This is a genomic window from Pseudomonas indica NBRC 103045, from assembly GCF_002091635.1.
GTDB lineage: Bacteria > Pseudomonadota > Gammaproteobacteria > Pseudomonadales > Pseudomonadaceae > Pseudomonas_M > Pseudomonas_M indica.
Genome location: NZ_BDAC01000003.1, coordinates 272,851 through 289,734, shown reverse-complemented (window position 1 = coordinate 289,734; position 16,884 = coordinate 272,851). Strand labels below are relative to the sequence as shown.

Annotated in this window: 14 protein-coding genes; 8 read left to right on the top strand and 6 right to left on the bottom strand. The window is 64.6% G+C overall.

The genetic code is table 11. The annotated features are described in order from the left end of the window. Position 1: 1 nt before the first annotated feature. A complete protein-coding gene (locus PIN01S_RS05980) occupies positions 2–862 on the bottom strand; it encodes a MurR/RpiR family transcriptional regulator (RefSeq protein ID WP_170837188.1) in 861 nt (286 codons plus the stop codon). Positions 863–1,049: 187 nt separating this feature from the next. Here PIN01S_RS05980 and zwf point away from each other — a divergent pair, with 187 nt between their 5' ends. The 4 genes from zwf to rluB all read left to right on the top strand — a co-directional run bounded on the left by zwf (position 1,050) and on the right by rluB (position 5,308). Beyond that, positions 1,050–2,519 (top strand): glucose-6-phosphate dehydrogenase, encoded by a 1,470-nt coding sequence (gene zwf / locus PIN01S_RS05975; protein ID WP_084334352.1) that lies wholly within the window; start codon positions 1,050–1,052, stop codon positions 2,517–2,519. Beyond that, complete coding sequence (gene pgl / locus PIN01S_RS05970; RefSeq protein ID WP_084334350.1) at positions 2,506–3,222, top strand: 6-phosphogluconolactonase; 717 nt, start codon at positions 2,506–2,508, stop codon at positions 3,220–3,222. Before zwf ends, pgl begins: the two co-directional genes overlap by 14 nt. 19 nt (positions 3,223–3,241) lie before the next feature. After that, positions 3,242–3,889 (top strand): bifunctional 4-hydroxy-2-oxoglutarate aldolase/2-dehydro-3-deoxy-phosphogluconate aldolase, encoded by a 648-nt coding sequence (locus tag PIN01S_RS05965; RefSeq protein ID WP_244505951.1) that lies wholly within the window; start codon positions 3,242–3,244, stop codon positions 3,887–3,889. Between the two features lie 177 nt (positions 3,890–4,066). Next, entirely contained in the window at positions 4,067–5,308 is a 1,242-nt protein-coding gene (rluB, locus tag PIN01S_RS05960) for a 23S rRNA pseudouridine(2605) synthase RluB (protein WP_084334348.1), read from the top strand. Between the two features lie 64 nt (positions 5,309–5,372). On the opposite strand, the gene PIN01S_RS05955 is transcribed toward rluB, so the two are convergent. The 5 genes from PIN01S_RS05955 to PIN01S_RS05935 form a co-directional block, all read right to left on the bottom strand. Next, the gene (locus tag PIN01S_RS05955; RefSeq protein WP_084334346.1) at positions 5,373–6,299 is read right to left on the bottom strand and encodes a GGDEF domain-containing protein; all 927 of its coding nucleotides are present in this window, start codon (positions 6,297–6,299) and stop codon (positions 5,373–5,375) included. Between the two features lie 271 nt (positions 6,300–6,570). After that, the gene (locus PIN01S_RS05950; RefSeq protein WP_084334344.1) at positions 6,571–7,311 is read right to left on the bottom strand and encodes a YciK family oxidoreductase; all 741 of its coding nucleotides are present in this window, start codon (positions 7,309–7,311) and stop codon (positions 6,571–6,573) included. Positions 7,312–7,448: 137 nt separating this feature from the next. After that, positions 7,449–8,120 (bottom strand): N-acetylmuramic acid 6-phosphate phosphatase MupP, encoded by a 672-nt coding sequence (gene mupP, locus PIN01S_RS05945; protein WP_084334342.1) that lies wholly within the window; start codon positions 8,118–8,120, stop codon positions 7,449–7,451. Between the two features lie 8 nt (positions 8,121–8,128). Further along, entirely contained in the window at positions 8,129–8,827 is a 699-nt protein-coding gene (gene ubiG / locus PIN01S_RS05940; RefSeq protein WP_084334340.1) for a bifunctional 2-polyprenyl-6-hydroxyphenol methylase/3-demethylubiquinol 3-O-methyltransferase UbiG, read from the bottom strand. A gap of 130 nt (positions 8,828–8,957) precedes the next feature. Further along, a complete protein-coding gene (locus tag PIN01S_RS05935) occupies positions 8,958–10,292 on the bottom strand; it encodes a TRZ/ATZ family hydrolase (protein WP_084334338.1) in 1,335 nt (444 codons plus the stop codon). Between the two features lie 108 nt (positions 10,293–10,400). Between PIN01S_RS05935 and mtnA the strand changes: the two genes are divergently transcribed. The 4 genes from mtnA to pheA all read left to right on the top strand — a co-directional run bounded on the left by mtnA (position 10,401) and on the right by pheA (position 16,813). Beyond that, a complete protein-coding gene (gene mtnA, locus PIN01S_RS05930) occupies positions 10,401–11,477 on the top strand; it encodes an S-methyl-5-thioribose-1-phosphate isomerase (RefSeq protein WP_084334336.1) in 1,077 nt (358 codons plus the stop codon). Positions 11,478–11,696: 219 nt separating this feature from the next. Further along, a complete protein-coding gene (gene gyrA / locus PIN01S_RS05925) occupies positions 11,697–14,522 on the top strand; it encodes a DNA gyrase subunit A (RefSeq protein ID WP_084334334.1) in 2,826 nt (941 codons plus the stop codon). Between the two features lie 108 nt (positions 14,523–14,630). After that, positions 14,631–15,716, top strand: a complete 1,086-nt coding sequence (serC, locus tag PIN01S_RS05920) for a 3-phosphoserine/phosphohydroxythreonine transaminase (protein ID WP_084334332.1) — start codon at positions 14,631–14,633, stop codon at positions 15,714–15,716. Then, positions 15,716–16,813, top strand: a complete 1,098-nt coding sequence (pheA, locus tag PIN01S_RS05915) for a prephenate dehydratase (RefSeq protein WP_084334330.1) — start codon at positions 15,716–15,718, stop codon at positions 16,811–16,813. Before serC ends, pheA begins: the two co-directional genes overlap by 1 nt. The last annotated feature ends 71 nt before the right edge of the window (positions 16,814–16,884 follow it).

Here is a 16,884-nt window from a genome sequence, read left to right as displayed (position 1 = left end):
CTCAGCCGAGGTCTTCGTCGGCTTGGTAGCGCGTCGGCACCAGGCTCTCCTTGACCTTGCGCAGGTGCGGCTGGAAGTCCACGCCGCGGCGCAGGGTCACGCCCGTGGCGAGTACATCGAGCACGGTGAGCTGGATGATCCGCGAGGTCATCGGCATGTAGATGTCGGTGTCCTCCGGCAGCGGGATATCCAGGCTCAGGGTACAGACCTTGGCCAGCGGCGAGCCGGCGGCGGTGAGGCCGAGCACTGAGGCGCCGTTTTCCCGCGCCAGCTTGGCCACGTCCACCAGTTCGCGGGTGCGTCCGGTGTAGGAAATGATCACGAACAGATCGCCGGTATGTGCCACCGAGGCAAGCATGCGTTGCATCAGCACGTCGGCATGGGCGGATACGGCGAGGTTGAAGCGGAAGAACTTGTGCTGCGCGTCCAGTGCCACCGGGGCCGAGGCGCCGAGGCCGAAGAAGTGGATCTGCCGGGCCTGGATCAGCAGGTCCACGGCACGGCTGATCACCTGCGGGTCGAGGGACTGGCAGGCGCTGTCCAGGGAGGCGATGGTGCTGCCGAAAATCTTCCGGGTGTACGCCTCGGGGCTGTCGTCGGCCTCCACCGCGCGGCTGACGTAGGCGGCGCCGCTGGCGAGGCTCTGCGCCAATTGCATCTTCAGTTCGGGATAGCCGCTGACGTTGAAGGAGCGGCAGAAGCGGTTGACCGTCGGCTCGCTGACCTTCGCCGCCTGGGCGAGGGCGGCGATGCTGAAGCGGGTGGCCTGTTGCGGGTCGCGCAGGATCGCCTCGGCCACCTTGCGTTCGGCCTTGTTCAGTTCCTCGAGACGATTTTGGATCTGCTCCAGGAGATTTCTCACGCGCTCCATGTCTCTTCCTTTACCGGGGGCTCAGATTCGGTGGCCTATCCTACTGGTGGCGCCGGGTTCGCACCAACCGGATGTTATTTTTTTAACGAAATGTTGTTTTTATTACTACTTTTAGGGCTTAATTCGCCCTGAGGTTTGGCGTAATTTCCCATTTACATTGTTAGTAGAAACCAAATTTATGCCAGCGATTACGGTTGACCCCTGTACCTTTGCCCTGTTCGGCGCGCTTGGCGATCTGGCGCTGCGCAAGCTCTTCCCCGCGCTCTATCAGTTGGATCGCGCCGGCCTGCTGCACGCCGATACGCGCATCCTGGCCCTGGCCCGCGATGTCGGCGACGAGCGCAAGCACCTGGCGTTCATCGACGAGCACCTGCGCCGTCACGTGCCGAACAAGGAAATCGACGAAACGGTCATGCAGCGCTTCCAGGCGCGCCTGAGCTACCTGACCATGGATTTCCGCGATGCCGTGGCCTACACCACGCTGGCCGAGCGGGTCGCCGATGCGGAGACGCTGATCGCGTACTTCGCCACGCCGGCGTCGGTCTACGGGCCGATCTGCGAGAACCTCGCCGCCGCCGGGCTCGCCGAGCGCGCCCGGGTGGTGCTGGAGAAGCCCATCGGTCATGACCTGGAGTCGTCGCGTGTGGTCAACGAGGCGGTGGCGCAGTACTTCCCGGAGAGCCGCATCTACCGGATCGACCACTACCTGGGCAAGGAGACGGTGCAGAACCTGATCGCCCTGCGCTTCGCCAACAGTCTGTTCGAAACCCAGTGGAACCAGCACCACATCTCCCACGTCGAGATCACCGTGGCGGAGAAGGTCGGCATCGAAGGCCGCTGGGGCTACTTCGACCAGGCTGGTCAGTTGCGCGACATGATTCAGAACCACCTGCTGCAGTTGCTCTGCCTGATCGCCATGGACCCGCCCAGCGACCTGTCCGCCGACAGCATCCGCGACGAGAAGGTCAAGGTGCTCAAGGCCCTGGCACCGATTACCGCCGACAAGCTCAGCCAGCGGGTGGTGCGTGGCCAGTACACCTCGGGCAGCAGCGACGGCAAGCCGGTGCCCGGCTACCTGGAGGAAGAGAACTCCAATGCCGAAAGCGACACCGAGACCTTCGTCGCCCTGCGTGCCGACATCTGTAACTGGCGTTGGTCCGGCGTGCCGTTCTATCTGCGTACCGGCAAGCGCATGCCGCAGAAGCTGTCGCAGATCGTCATCCATTTCAAAGAGCCGCCGTTCTACATCTTCGCGCCGGAGCAACGGGCGCTGATCAGCAACCGGCTGATCATCCGTCTGCAACCGGACGAGGGCATGTCGCTGCAGGTGATGACCAAGGACCAGGGGCTGGATAAGGGCATGCACCTGCGCAGCGGCCCGCTGCAACTGAATTTTTCCGAAACCTACAAGAGCGCTCGCATCCCCGACGCCTACGAGCGGCTCCTGCTGGAGCTGATGCAGGGCAACCAGTATCTGTTCGTACGCAAGGACGAGGTGGAGTACGCCTGGCGCTGGTGCGACCAGTTGATCGACGGCTGGAAGCGCCTGGGCGATTCGCCGAAGCCCTATGCGGCAGGTACCTGGGGACCGGTGGCATCGATCGCGCTCATTACCCGCGATGGGAGGTCCTGGTATGGCGATTTATAAAGTGGATCTGCCGGCCGGCGTGGTAGCCCACAGCCTGGTCGACGCAACGCAACACGCCAGCGCAATGGCCCAGGCCGTGGCCGAGGCCTTGCGCGCGGCCATCGACAGCCATGGTCGTGCGACCCTGGTGGTCTCCGGCGGTCGTAGCACGGCGGCGTTCTTCGAGGCGCTGTCCGGGCAGCAACTGGACTGGTCGCGCGTCCTGATCAGCTTGGCCGACGAGCGCTGGGTGCCAGTGGAGCACCCGGAAAGCAACGAAGGGCTGGTGCGTCGCCATCTGTTGCGCGGCGCGGCGGCTTCGGCGCGTTTCCTCGGTTTGTACCGGGCGGCGCCGGCCCTGGAAGAGGCCGCTGCGCAGACCGACCACGCCCTGGCCGAGCTGGCGCTGCCGATCGACGTGCTGGTGCTGGGCATGGGCGACGATGGCCACTGTGCCTCGTTGTTCCCGCGCAGCCCGAACCTGGCCGACGCGCTGCATCCCGAATGCGAGCGGCGCTGCCTGCCGATGCAGGCGCCGAGCGTTCCGCGCCAGCGTCTGACCATGACCTACCCGCTGCTCGCCTCGGCGCGCCTGCCGCTACTGGCGATCCAGGGCGAGGCCAAATTGAACACCCTGCGAGCGGCAGTGGCCGGCGACGATGCCCTGGGCATGCCGATCCGCGCGTTCCTGCGACCCCCACTCGAGATTTACTGGTGCCCGTGAGGCCCGAAGGACAGCCGATATGACCATGGCCGACAAGATCACCCTGATCGACGACCTCTGCGCCCGCGCGCGCATCCTCCCGGTGATCACCATCGCCCGTGAGGAAGACATCCTGCCCCTGGCCGATGCGCTGGCCGCCGGTGGCCTGCGCACCCTGGAAGTGACCCTGCGTTCCGCCCATGGCCTGACCGCGATCCGCCAGCTGCGCCGGGAGCGCCCGGACCTGTGCGTCGGCGCCGGTACCGTGCTGGACCTGGATATGTTCGCCGCGGCAGTGGAGGCCGGTGCCCAGTTCATCGTCACGCCGGGTTCGACCAAGGAATTGCTCGAAGCGGCGCTGGACAGCCCGGTACCGCTGTTGCCGGGTATTTGCACGCCCTCCGAGCTGATGACCGGCTATGCCCTGGGCTATCGCCGATTCAAATTGTTCCCGGCGGAAGTCGCCGGTGGCGTCGCCGCGCTCAAGGCGTTGTCCGGCCCCTTCGGCGGTGTGCGCTTCTGCCCGACCGGCGGCGTCAGCCTGGATAACCTGAAGAGCTACATGGCCCAGCCCAACGTGATGTGCGTTGGCGGCACTTGGATGCTCGACAGCGGCTGGATCAAGAACGGCGACTGGGAGCGGGTCACCCGTACCAGTGCTGAGGCCTTGGCGCTGCTGGATTCCTGAGAAAACCTGACACAGGTGTGCTTGTCCCGGTGCGGTTGAGTCACGGCTCCGCATCGGGATTTTTTTGTCTGCCGTTTGCCTCGGTCTCGGCTAGGCTGAAAGCTTGTGCGCTGGCGCGTCGATGCGCGTATGATGCGCGCCCTTTCAATCGGAACAGTCACACCGGGAGGTGCCCAGATGACCGAGCACGAAGATACCCCTCACGTCGCCCACGGCGAAAAACTGCAGAAAGTCCTGGCGCGCATGGGCCTGGGCTCGCGGCGCGACATCGAAAGCTGGATCGGCGAAGGCCGGGTCAAGGTCAATGGCGCGGTCGCCAGCCTCGGCCAGCGCGTCGATTCCCATGACGCCATCAGCGTCGACGGCCGCCTGCTCAAGCGTGAAGAAGCCGCCGAGACAGTGCGCCGCGTCCTCATCTACAACAAGCCGGAAGGCGAAGTCTGCACCCGCGACGATCCGGAAGGCCGACCGACCGTCTTTGACCGCCTGCCGCGCCTGAAGGCGGGGCGCTGGATCAACATCGGTCGCCTTGACATCAACACCACTGGCCTGCTGCTGTTCACCACCGACGGCGAACTGGCCAACCGCCTGATGCACCCCTCCTACGAGATGGACCGCGAATATGCCGTGCGTGTGCGTGGCGAAGTCACCGAGGACATGATCGAGCGGCTGAAGACCGGAGTGATGCTGGAAGACGGTCCCGCTCGCTTCACCGACATCCAGGAAGCGCCCGGTGGCGAAGGCTTCAACCACTGGTTCCATTGTGTGGTGATGGAAGGCCGCAACCGCGAAGTGCGTCGCCTCTGGGAATCCCAGGGACTGGTGGTAAGCCGCCTGAAGCGGGTGCGTTTCGGTCCGGTATTCCTCACTTCCGAGCTGAGTATGGGCCGCTGGCGCGAGATGGGGCAGGGCGAGATCGACATCCTTAGCGCCGAAGTCGGCCTGAAGCCGGTTCCGCTGCCGGAAATGAAGGGCAAGTTCCGCGAAAAGCTGGAGCGTCTGCAGCGCAAGTCGGCCAAGCCGGTGGTACCGCGCGGGCGTGCTCCCCGGCGCGAGGACGGCGACAGGCCGGCACGCGTACTGCGCGACCCGGAAACCGGCAAGCCGATGCGTCCATCGCGCCCCGAGGGTGGTGGTGAGCGTCCACCTCGCGCGCCGCGTTCCGAGGGTGGCGAGCGTCCGGTCCGTGCACCGCGTCCGCAGGGCGAGCGCCAGGCGCCGGCGCGGGAACGCAAGCCGGGCGGTACGCCGCTGGCCGAGCGTCCGCGTGACGTGAACAAGAAGCGTCCGGCCAAGCAGGAGCGTCCGACGCCCGAGCTGACCGAGCGCCCGTCCCGCAAGCCGGCACCTGTCCCGGCGAAGCGCCGCGGCCCGCCGCCGAGCGAAGGGCAGCGCCCCGGATTCGGGCGAAAGCGTTGATCGACCCGAAATGAAAAGAGGGGCTCATGCGAGCCCCTCTTTTTTGTCCTGCTTTTGGATGAGGTCAGCCAGCCATCGTCAGCCGATTGCGACCGCTGCGCTTGGCGGTATAGAGCGCGTTGTCGGCGCGGCGCAGCAGGCTGTCCACCGATTCTCCGGGCAGCAGGCTGGCGCAGCCGAGGCTGATCGACAGTTCGATAGGGTGCCCTTGGACGAGGAATTGCAGCTGGAACACCGCCTTGCGCAGGCGTTCCCCGATCATCTCGGCCGCCTCGCGGCTGGTGTTCGACAGCAGCACGAGAAACTCCTCGCCGCCGAAGCGGAACACCATGTCGACGTTGCGCAGTTGTTCTTTCAGGGTGGTGGCCACGGCCTTCAGCACTTCGTCGCCAGTGCTGTGGCCGTAGGTGTCATTGATGCGCTTGAAGTGGTCCAGGTCGAGCATCAGCAGCGACAGCGGCTGCAGATGCCGGCGGGCCATGTCCACTTCCCGTTGCAGGACCTGATCCATGGCGATGCGGTTGCCAGTGTCGGTCAGCGGGTCGCGCAAGGCGTTCTGGATCGCCCTGCGATAAAGCAGGGCGTTGCGCAGCGGGAACATCAGGCTGGCGAGCAGGGACTCCAGTTGGGCCAGGTCGTGATCGCTGAAGCGCTGGTTGCGGCGAAACGTCAGTTCGCCGAGGTATTCGCTGTCATGGCTGAGGCGGTAACCGGCCGAGTGGCTGGCACGCTTGCCGAACTCGAGGCGCAGATCGCTGCCCTGATGTTGATAGGTAAGAGCATCCAGCGGAATCAGCCGCTGTACTTCGCGAAAGAAGAGATCGAGGATGCGCTCGGCTTCCAGGCTGGTCTGCAATTGCAGGCTGAGCTGACGCTGGAGTTCGGCGAGACTGATCGGCTGGCGAGCGTTCTGGCGCGTATTGGCGAAGCCCATGCGCTGCAGTTTTGCTGCATCGAAATCGATCGTGTTGTTTTGCGGGAGTTGGCCCATGCTGCGGCACCTTGAATGCGCGTGGAGCGACGACGAAGGTTCTAGAGCGAATTCCATGCCATCTCCTCGGCACTCAATTTATATCTTTAAAAATCAATGAGTTGATCGATTTCGAATAATACGAACGGCCACTTCTTGCCGGTAACCTGACAGAAAGATGGCAATTTGATGCCGTTCGCTATGTCGGGACGCCGGTTTACCGGCGGAGGGAGGCGGCGACCGCATTGGCCGCCGTGGCAGGCTGTGCGGGAGCCCGCACAGGCTGGGGAGGTTATTGCGCGTCGAAGGCCTGGCCGTTCACGCCGGTGCTGTCCGGGCCCATCAGGTACAGATAGACCGGCATAATCTGCTCCGGTTCCGGGTTCTTGATCGGATTCTCGCCAGGATAGGCCTGGGCGCGCATGTCGGTGCGGGTGGCGCCGGGATTGACGCTGTTGGCGCGAACGGCACAGGTGCCTTCCACCTCGTCGGCCAGTACCTGCATCAGCCCCTCGGTGGCGAACTTGGAGACGGCGTAGGCCCCCCAATAGGCGCGCCCCTTGCGGCCGACGCTGCTGGACGTGAAGATCACCGACGCATCGCTGGAGAGCTTCAACAGGGGCAGCATCACGCTGGTAAGCATGAACATGGCGTTCACGTTGACCTGCATGACACGCATGAAGTTGTCGCCTGACAACTGCTCGAGCGGTGTGCGCGGGCCGATGAGGGCGGCGTTGTGCAGCAGCCCGTCCAGGCGGCCGAATTCACGCTCCACCGTCGCCGCCAGTTCGTCGTACTGATGCGGCATGGCGGTTTCGAGGTTGAACGGGATGATCGCCGGCTGCGGGTGCCCGGCGGCTTCGATCTCGTCGTAGACGCGGGTCAAATGCTCTTCCGTCTTGCCCAGCAGCAGCACGGTGGCGCCATGGGCAGCGAAGGTCTTCGCCGCGGCGGCGCCAATGCCCCGGCCGGCGCCGGTGACCAGGATCACCCGGTCCTTGAGCAGATCGGGGCGGGCGGAATATTGGAACATCGTTGTCTCCTTCGGAGAGCGGCGAGCGTCACGTCGCCATTATCAAGAAGCGAAAGAATGAGTCTTGCCGTGGCTTGCTGTCGGCTCCAGGCTAGCTTGCAGCTTGCAGCTTGCAGCTTGCAGCTTGCAGCTTGCGCTTAGCAGCTACACATCGCCTGATCGAGCAGCCGGCGCAGTTCCAGGGGGTGCTCGATCACAGCATCGGCGCCCCAACTGCGCGGGTTGTCCTCGGGGTGGATATAACCGTAGGTCACCGCCACCGTACGGGTGCCGGCGGCGCGTCCGGATTCGATGTCGCGCAGGTCGTCGCCGACGAACAGCACGCTGGCCGGGTCCAGGCCGAGCTGGCTGCAGGCAAGGAGCAGCGGTTCCGGGTCGGGTTTGCTGTTCTTCACGTGATCGGGGCAGACCAGCACCGCCGAGCGTTCGGCCAGGCCGAGCTGCTGCATGATGGGTTCGGCATAGCGCACCGGTTTGTTGGTCACCACACCCCAGATCAGCCTGGCCCGCTCGATATCTTCCAGCAGTTCGGCCATGCCGTCGAAGAAGCGCGTACGGACGGCGCAGTGATTCTGGTAACGCTCGAGGAATTCCAGGCGCAACACCTCGAACTCGGGAGAGAAGGGGTCCACATCGAAGGCATTGATGACCATGGCCCGGGCGCCGCCGGAAACCACGTCGCGCACCTGGGTTTCGTCCACCGGGGGCAGGGCGCGTGCTTCGCGCATCGCCTGGACCACCGCGACGAAGTCCGGTGCCGTGTCGAGCAGGGTGCCGTCCATGTCGAAAAGAACCGCTCTCAGGCGCATAAGACTGCTTACTCCTCGCGCAGGGTTTGAATCATGTAATTGACGTCGACGTCCGCTTCCAGCTTGTAGTGCTTGGTCAGCGGGTTGTAGGTGAGACCGATGATGTCCTTCACCTGCAGGCCGGCGGCGCGGGACCAGGCGCCCAGTTCGGACGGCCGGATGAACTTGCGGAAATCATGGGTGCCGCGTGGCAGCAGGCGCAGTAGGTACTCGGCGCCGATCACGGCGAACAGGTAGGCCTTGGGGTTGCGGTTGATGGTGGAGAAGAACACCTGCCCGCCGGGCTTGACCAGGCGATGGCAGGCGCGGATCACCGAGGCTGGGTCGGGGACGTGTTCGAGCATTTCCAGGCAGGTGACCACGTCGAACGTGCCGGGCATCTCCTCGGCCAGCGCTTCGGCGGTGATCTGCCGGTACTCCACCTCCACGCCAGACTCGAGCTGGTGCAGCTGCGCGACCGCCAGGGGCGCTTCGCCCATGTCGATGCCGGTGACGGTGGCGCCGCGCTTGGCCATGGCTTCGCTGAGGATGCCGCCGCCGCAGCCGACGTCGAGCACCTTCTTGCCGGCGAGCTGGACGCGCTCGTCGATCCAGTTCACACGCAGCGGGTTGATGTCGTGCAGTGGCTTGAACTCGCTCTCGCGATCCCACCAGCGATGGGCCAGGGCTTCGAATTTGGCGATTTCGGCGTGGTCGACGTTGCTCATAGTGATTCCTGAAGCTGGGCGCGAGGGCCGGTTCCGAAACGTGCATCTTGCCAGTTTCGTGCCGGCCCGTGAGCGCCACGGGCCGGCTCGGCATTGAGGCAGTTTGTCGCAGTGCCCCGAGGGGACGGTTTCAATTGTGCCGGGGTGCGGCGATCTTCGCGCCCCATTCGCGGGCCTTGGCGCCCAGTCGTTCTTCGTCCAGGCGGGTCAGGCGGCCCTGGTCGAGCAACTGCTTGCCCCCGACCCAGACGTGCTTCACGCAATCGCGACCGCTGGCATAGATCAGTTGCGACACCGGGTCGTAGATCGGCTGCTGGGCCAGCCCGGACAGATCGAAGGCGGCCAGATCGGCGAACTTGCCGATTTCCAGCGAGCCGGTGCAATCGTCGATGCCCAGGGCGCGGGCACCGTTCAGGGTGGCCATGCGCAGTGCGCGATGGGCATCCAGGGCGGTGGCCGAAGCGGCCACGGCTTTTGCCAGCAGCGCAGCGGTGCGGGTCTCGCCGAGCAGGTCCAGGTCGTTGTTGCTCGCCGCGCCGTCGGTGCCGACGGCAACATTGACGCCGGCCTGCCAGAGCCGCTCGACCGGGCAGAAACCGCTGGCCAGCTTGAGGTTCGATTCGGGGCAGTGGATGACGCTACTGTTGCTTTCTACCAGCAGGGCCAGGTCGTCGTCGTTCACCTGGGTCATGTGCACGGCCTGGAAGCGTGGGCCGAGCAGGCCGAGGCGGGCCAACCGCGCCAGCGGACGCTCGCCGTTCTGGTCGAGGGCCTGCTGCACCTCGAAGGCGGTTTCCTGCACGTGCATATGGATGTTGGCGTCCAACTGGTCGGCCAGCATGCGCACGTTTTCCAGCTTGTCGTCGCTGACCGAGTAGGGCGCGTGCGGGCCGAAGGCCACCTTGATGCGCGGGTGGTGCTTGAGGTCATCGAACAGCGCCACGCCCTTGCGCAGCGCTTCGGCGGCATCGCGAGCGCCGGGCGTCGGAAAATCGAGGACGGGAATGCAGATCTGTGCCCGAATGCCGTTCTTGTGGACCAGTTCGCTGGCGACTTCCGGATAGAAGTACATATCGGAGAAGCAGGTGATGCCGCCCTTGAGCTGTTCGGCGATGGCCAGCTCGGTGCCGTCGCGGACGAACGCTTCGTCCACCCAGCGGGCTTCGGCCGGCCAGATGTGCTGTTCCAGCCAGGTCATCAGCGGCAGGTCGTCGGCCAGGCCGCGGAACAGTGTCATCGCGGCGTGACCGTGGGCGTTGATCAGGCCGGGGGCGAGCAGCATGCCGGGCAGTTCGCGTACCTCGTTGCAGGCATGCCGGAGCGCTTCCGCGCGGGGCGCAATCAGGGCGATGCGACCGTCGCGGATGCCCAGTGCATGCTCCTGGAGGACGACGCCGGCGGGTTCGACCGGCACCAGCCAGGTCGGCAGGAGCAGGAGGTCGAGCGGGGCGGCGGGGTCATGCATGGCGGGCGTCCTTGGGCGGTCGTCGAAGATGCCGCAGTATACCCGAGCACCTCGGCGGGAGGCTCGCTATAATCCCCGCTTTTTCGTTTCAGGATACGAGGTGTAGCCATGCGCGAGCGATTGCTGGCAGCGGAGAAGGTCAAGGCCATTGAGTGGCGGGATGGCAGGCTGCATCTGCTGGATCAGCGTCTGTTGCCGTCCGAGGAGCGCTGGCTGGCCTACGATTCCGCCGAGGCCGTGGCCGAGGCGATTCGCAGCATGGTGGTCCGCGGGGCTCCGGCCATCGGCATCAGTGCTGCCTACGGCGTGGTGTTGGGCCTGCGTGCTCGGCTTGCGGAGGGTGGTGACTGGCGCGCTGCACTGGAGAGCGATTTCGACGTCTTGGCGGCTTCCCGGCCCACGGCAGTCAATCTGTTCTGGGCGCTGAACCGCATGCGCGAACGGCTGGAGCGACTCAAGGAAGGCGAAACCCCGTTGGCGGCGCTGGAAGCCGAGGCCGAGGCCATTCACCTGAGCGACCGTGAGGCCAACCTGACCATGGCCCAGCTCGGCGTCGAGCTGATTCGCCGGGTCGGCTCGCGGCCGCAGGCGCTGCTGACCCACTGCAACACCGGTGCCCTGGCGACCGGTGGCTTCGGTACCGCCCTCGGCGTGATCCGGGCGGCGAACCTGGAGGGGCTGGTCGAGCGCGTCTACGCGGACGAAACCCGTCCCTGGCTGCAAGGTTCGCGTCTCACCGCCTGGGAGCTGGCCAACGAAGGCATCCCGGTAAGCCTGAACGTCGATTCGGCCGCCGCCCATATCATGAAGACCAAGGGCATCACCTGGGTCATCGTCGGTGCCGACCGCATCACGGCGAACGGCGACGTGGCCAATAAGATCGGCACCTATCAACTGGCGGTCAACGCCATGCACCACGGCGTGCGCTTCATGGTGGTGGCGCCCAGTTCGACCATCGACATGGCCCTGGAAACCGGCGACGACATCCCGATCGAAGAGCGCGACGGCAGCGAGTTGCTGGAACTGGGCGGCAAGCGCGTGGCGGCGGATGTCGAAGCGTTCAATCCGGTCTTCGATGTGACGCCGGCCGACCTCATCGATGCCATCGTGACCGAGAAAGGCGTGGTGGAGCGCCCGGACGCGGCGAAAATGGCGCAGCTCATGTGCCGCAAGCGCCTCCACTGAAGCCGGGCGGCGCGTCCGGCGGGGTAGGTGCGGGACGGCGACTGTGATAAGCTCCGGCAGTTTTCCGGACGGCCTCGCATGGGCCGTCCGACTGCCCGAATCGTCGGCTTAACTCGTTGATTTGTCGTGAGTCGTTGTGGCCAGGTGCCACAGCGGCGCGCCTCGTGACATTCCAGGATGGATGCTCGGGGTTCATCAGAAAAAGGAACCAGGCTTCTCATGGGCGAACTGGCCAAAGAAATTCTCCCGGTCAATATCGAAGACGAGCTGAAACAGTCCTATCTCGATTACGCGATGAGCGTGATCGTCGGACGTGCTCTGCCGGATGCGCGCGATGGCTTGAAGCCCGTGCACCGCCGCGTGCTCTACGCGATGAGCGAGCTCGGCAACGACTGGAACAAGCCCTACAAGAAATCCGCCCGTGTGGTCGGTGACGTGATCGGTAAATACCACCCGCACGGCGATACCGCGGTCTACGACACCATCGTGCGCATGGCCCAGCCGTTCTCGCTGCGCTACATGCTGGTGGACGGGCAGGGCAACTTCGGTTCGGTGGACGGCGACAACGCCGCGGCCATGCGATACACCGAAGTGCGCATGGCCAAGCTGGCCCACGAACTGCTGGCCGATCTGGACAAGGAAACCGTCGACTGGGTGCCGAACTACGACGGCACCGAGCAGATTCCGGCGGTCATGCCGACCAAGATTCCCAACCTGCTGGTCAACGGCTCCTCCGGTATCGCCGTGGGCATGGCCACCAACATCCCGCCGCACAACCTGGGCGAGGTGATCGATGGCTGCTTGGCATTGATCGACAACCCGGAGCTGACGGTCGACGACCTGATGCGCTACATCCCGGGCCCGGACTTCCCCACCGCCGGTATCATCAATGGCCGTGCCGGGATCATCGAGGCCTACCGCACCGGCCGTGGCCGCATCTATATGCGTGCCCGCGCCGAGGTCGAGGACATCGACAAGACCGGCAATCGCCAGCAGATCGTCATTACCGAGCTGCCGTACCAGCTGAACAAGGCGCGGCTGATCGAGAAGATCGCCGAGCTGGTGAAAGAGAAGAAGCTGGAAGGCATCACCGAGCTGCGCGACGAGTCCGACAAGGACGGCATGCGCGTGGTCATCGAGCTGCGCCGCGGCGAAGTGGCGGAGGTGGTGCTCAACAACCTCTATGCCCAGACCCAGCTGCAGAGCGTGTTCGGCATCAACGTGGTGGCCCTGGTCGACGGCCAGCCGCGCACGCTGAACCTCAAGGACATGCTCGAAGTGTTCGTCCGCCACCGCCGCGAAGTGGTGACCCGGCGGACCGTCTACGAACTGCGCAAGGCACGCGAACGTGGCCATATCCTCGAAGGCCAGGCCGTTGCCCTTTCGAACATCGATCCGGTGATCGAGCTGATCAAGACCTCGCCGACACCGGCCGAGGCGAAGGAGCGTCTGATCGCCACCGCCTGGGAATCCAGCGCAGTGGAAGCGATGGTGGAGCGTGCCGGGGCCGACGCCTGCCGACCGGAAGACCTCGATCCGCAGTATGGCCTGCGTGACGGTAAATATTATCTGTCGCCGGAACAGGCTCAGGCGATCCTCGAACTGCGCCTGCACCGTCTGACCGGCCTGGAGCATGAAAAGCTGCTGGCCGAGTACCAGGAAATCCTGGCCCAAATCGGCGAGCTGATCCGCATCCTGACCAACCCCGTGCGCCTGATGGAAGTCATCCGCGAGGAGCTGGAGAAGGTCAAGGCGGAGTTCGGCGATGCGCGCCGTACCGAGATCGTCGCCTCCCAGGTCGACCTGACCATCGCCGACCTGATCACCGAAGAGGACCGTGTAGTAACCATTTCCCACGGTGGCTACGCCAAGTCCCAGCCGCTGGCCGCCTACCAGGCGCAGCGTCGCGGCGGCAAGGGCAAGTCGGCGACCGGTGTGAAGGACGAGGACTACATCGAGCACCTGCTGGTGGCCAACAGCCACGCGACCCTGCTGCTGTTCTCCAGCAAAGGCAAGGTCTACTGGCTGCGTACTTTCGAGATCCCGGAGGCTTCGCGCACGGCGCGTGGACGTCCGCTGGTCAACCTGTTGCCGCTGGACGAAGGCGAGCGCATTACCGCGATGCTGCAGGTCGATCTAGAGGCCCTGCAGCAAGGCTCTGGTGACGACGAGGACCTGGACGAAGCCGAAGGCGTGGTGATCGAGGGCGAAGCCGTCGAGGTGATCGAGGCCGAGGAAGTCGAGGAAGTCGAGGGCGAAACGCCTGAGCTGGTCGCCGAGCCGACGGGTGCCTACATCTTCATGGCCACCGCCTTCGGTACCGTGAAGAAAACCCCGCTGGTGCAGTTCAGCCGTCCGCGTAGCGCCGGCCTGATAGCGCTGAGACTGGAGGAGGGTGACACCCTGATCGCTGCCGCCATCACCGACGGCGCCAAGGAAGTCATGCTGTTCTCCGACGCTGGCAAGGTGCTGCGTTTCGCCGAGAGCAAGGTGCGTACCATGGGGCGTACCGCTCGCGGCGTGCGTGGCATGCGCCTGGGCAAGGACCAGCAACTGATCTCCATGCTGATTCCCGAGTCCGGTGCGCAGATCCTCACCGCGTCCGAGCGTGGATTCGGCAAGCGTACGGGCCTGGGCAAATTCCCGCGTCGCGGTCGTGGTGGCCAGGGCGTCATCGCGATGGTCACCAGTGAGCGTAACGGCAAGTTGGTCGGCGCAATCCAGGTGCAGGACGGCGAGGAAATCATGCTGATTTCCGACCAGGGCACCCTGGTGCGTACCCGTGTCGACGAGGTGTCCAGCTCCGGCCGCAATACCCAGGGCGTAACCCTGATCAAGCTCGCCAGCGACGAAAAACTGGTGGGCCTTGAGCGTGTGCAGGAGCCGTCGGTGGAAGAAGAGGCTGAGGATATCGAGGCTGCGCTTCCCGATGACGTGCTCGAGAAGGAAATGCCGGTAGCCAGCTCGGAGCCCAGCGAGGACGAGCTGTTGGGCGGTGTCGGCGATGTTCCCGCCGACGTCGTGCCGACCGACGACGAAGACTGATGGGTAGGGGCGTGCCGATCCCGGCGCGCCGCTGTCAGGGGATGCCGATTGATCGGCGGATCGCTCGCCCCGCAAGGGTGGGCAGGCAATGAATCGAGAGATAGAGCAGTGAGCAAACGCGCCTATAACTTCTGCGCTGGCCCGGCCGCGCTTCCCGAAGCCGTCCTGCAGCGTGCCCAGGCGGAACTCCTCGACTGGCAGGGCAAGGGTCTGTCGGTCATGGAGATGAGCCACCGTAGCGACGAGTACGTGGCCATCGCCGAGAAGGCCGAACAGGACCTGCGCGATCTGCTGACCATTCCGTCGAACTACAAGGTGCTCTTTCTCCAGGGCGGCGCCAGCCAACAGTTCGCCGAGATTCCCCTGAACCTGCTGCCGGAAGACGGCGTGGCTGACTATATCGACACCGGCATCTGGTCGCGCAAGAGCATCGAAGAGGCGCGCCGCTTTGGCAATGTCAACGTCGCCGCGAGCGCCAAGCCTTACGACTACTTCGCCATCCCCGGCCAGAACGAGTGGCAGCTCAGCAAGGATGCCGCCTACCTGCACTACGCCTCCAACGAAACCATCGGTGGCTTGCAGTTCGACTGGATTCCCGAGGTCGGCGACGCTCCGCTGGTGGTGGACATGTCCTCCGACATCCTCTCCCGTCCGCTGGACGTTTCCCGTTTCGGCCTGATCTACGCTGGCGCGCAGAAGAACATCGGCCCGTCCGGCCTGGTGGTGGTCATCGTTCGCGAAGACCTGCTCGGCCGTGCCCGGTCGATCTGCCCGACCATGCTCAACTACAAGATCGCCGCTGATAACGGTTCGATGTACAACACGCCGGCGACCTTCTCCTGGTATCTCTCCGGCCTCGTCTTCGAGTGGCTGAAGGAGCAGGGCGGCGTCGAGGCGATGGAAAAACGCAACCGCGCGAAGAAGGAGCTGTTGTACGGCTTCATCGACCGCAGCGAGCTGTACACCAACCCCATTGCCGCCAATGCCCGTTCCTGGATGAACGTACCGTTCCGTCTGGCCGACGAGCGCCTGGACAAGCCCTTCCTCGCCGGCGCGGACGCCCGTGGCCTGCTGAACCTGAAGGGCCACCGCTCGGTGGGCGGCATGCGTGCCTCCATCTATAACGCCGTGGGTCTCGATGCAGTGGAGACCCTGGTGGCGTACATGGCGGAGTTCGAGAAGGAGCACGGCTGATGAGCGAGAAAGACCAGCTCAATGCACTGCGCCTGCGTATCGACAGCCTCGATGAAAAAATCCTCGAGCTGATCAGCGAGCGTGCGCGCTGCGCCCAGGACGTGGCGCGGGTGAAGATGCAGTCGCTGCCCGAAGGCGAGAAGCCGGTGTTCTACCGTCCCGAGCGTGAGGCCTGGGTGCTCAAGCACATCATGGAGCGCAACCAGGGGCCGCTGGACAACGAGGAAATGGCGCGGTTGTTCCGCGAAATCATGTCCTCCTGCCTGGCGCTCGAGCAGCCGCTCAAGGTCGCCTACCTCGGTCCGGAAGGCACCTTCTCCCAGGCTGCGGCGCTGAAGCACTTCGGTCATGCGGTCATCAGCGTGCCGATGGCGGCGATCGACGAAGTGTTCCGTGAGGTTGCGGCCGGCGCGGTGAACTTCGGCGTGGTGCCGGTGGAGAACTCCACCGAGGGCGCCATCAACCACACCCTGGACAGCTTCCTCGAACACGACATGGTGATCTGTGGCGAAGTCGAGCTGCGGATTCACCATCACTTGCTGGTGGGCGAGACGACCAAGACCGATCGCATCACCCGCATCTACTCCCATGCCCAGTCCTTGGCCCAGTGCCGCAAATGGCTGGACGCGCATTACCCCAACGTCGAGCGGGTGGCCGTGTCGAGCAATGCCGATGCGGCCAAACGGGTGAAGAGCGAGTGGAACTCGGCGGCGATTGCCGGCGACATGGCGGCGAGCCTGTACGGGTTGACCAAGCTGGCCGAGAAGATCGAGGATCGTCCCGACAACTCCACGCGCTTCCTCATCATCGGCAGCCAGGAAGTGCCGCCGACCGGCGACGACAAGACCTCCATCATCGTCTCCATGCGCAACAAGCCGGGGGCGCTGCATGAGTTGCTGGTGCCGTTCCACAACAATGGCATCGACCTGACCCGCATCGAGACCCGCCCGTCCCGCAGCGGCAAGTGGACCTACGTCTTCTTCATCGATTTCGTCGGCCACCACAAGGACCCGCTGATCAAGGACGTACTGGAAAAGATCAACCAGGAAGCCGTGGCGCTGAAAGTGCTGGGCTCCTATCCCAAAGCGGTACTTTAAAGGCAGCCGCAAGCTACAAGCTTCAAGCCACAAGCGGACCCGTCCCCGGCTTTTTCTTGCAGCTTGCCGCT

What these genes read in the sequence shown, in the direction of transcription:
- zwf (WP_084334352.1), top strand. Translation starts at nt 1,050, where the DNA reads ATGCCAGCGATTACGGTTGACCCCTGTACCTTTGCCCTGTTCGGCGCG.
- pgl (WP_084334350.1), top strand. Translation starts at nt 2,506, where the DNA reads ATGGCGATTTATAAAGTGGATCTGCCGGCCGGCGTGGTAGCCCACAGC.
- PIN01S_RS05965 (WP_244505951.1), top strand. Translation starts at nt 3,242, where the DNA reads ATGACCATGGCCGACAAGATCACCCTGATCGACGACCTCTGCGCCCGC.
- rluB (WP_084334348.1), top strand. Translation starts at nt 4,067, where the DNA reads ATGACCGAGCACGAAGATACCCCTCACGTCGCCCACGGCGAAAAACTG.
- PIN01S_RS05955 (WP_084334346.1), bottom strand. Translation starts at nt 6,299, where the DNA reads ATGGGCCAACTCCCGCAAAACAACACGATCGATTTCGATGCAGCAAAA.
- PIN01S_RS05950 (WP_084334344.1), bottom strand. Translation starts at nt 7,311, where the DNA reads ATGTTCCAATATTCCGCCCGCCCCGATCTGCTCAAGGACCGGGTGATC.
- mupP (WP_084334342.1), bottom strand. Translation starts at nt 8,120, where the DNA reads ATGCGCCTGAGAGCGGTTCTTTTCGACATGGACGGCACCCTGCTCGAC.
- ubiG (WP_084334340.1), bottom strand. Translation starts at nt 8,827, where the DNA reads ATGAGCAACGTCGACCACGCCGAAATCGCCAAATTCGAAGCCCTGGCC.
- PIN01S_RS05935 (WP_084334338.1), bottom strand. Translation starts at nt 10,292, where the DNA reads ATGCATGACCCCGCCGCCCCGCTCGACCTCCTGCTCCTGCCGACCTGG.
- mtnA (WP_084334336.1), top strand. Translation starts at nt 10,401, where the DNA reads ATGCGCGAGCGATTGCTGGCAGCGGAGAAGGTCAAGGCCATTGAGTGG.
- gyrA (WP_084334334.1), top strand. Translation starts at nt 11,697, where the DNA reads ATGGGCGAACTGGCCAAAGAAATTCTCCCGGTCAATATCGAAGACGAG.
- pheA (WP_084334330.1), top strand. Translation starts at nt 15,716, where the DNA reads ATGAGCGAGAAAGACCAGCTCAATGCACTGCGCCTGCGTATCGACAGC.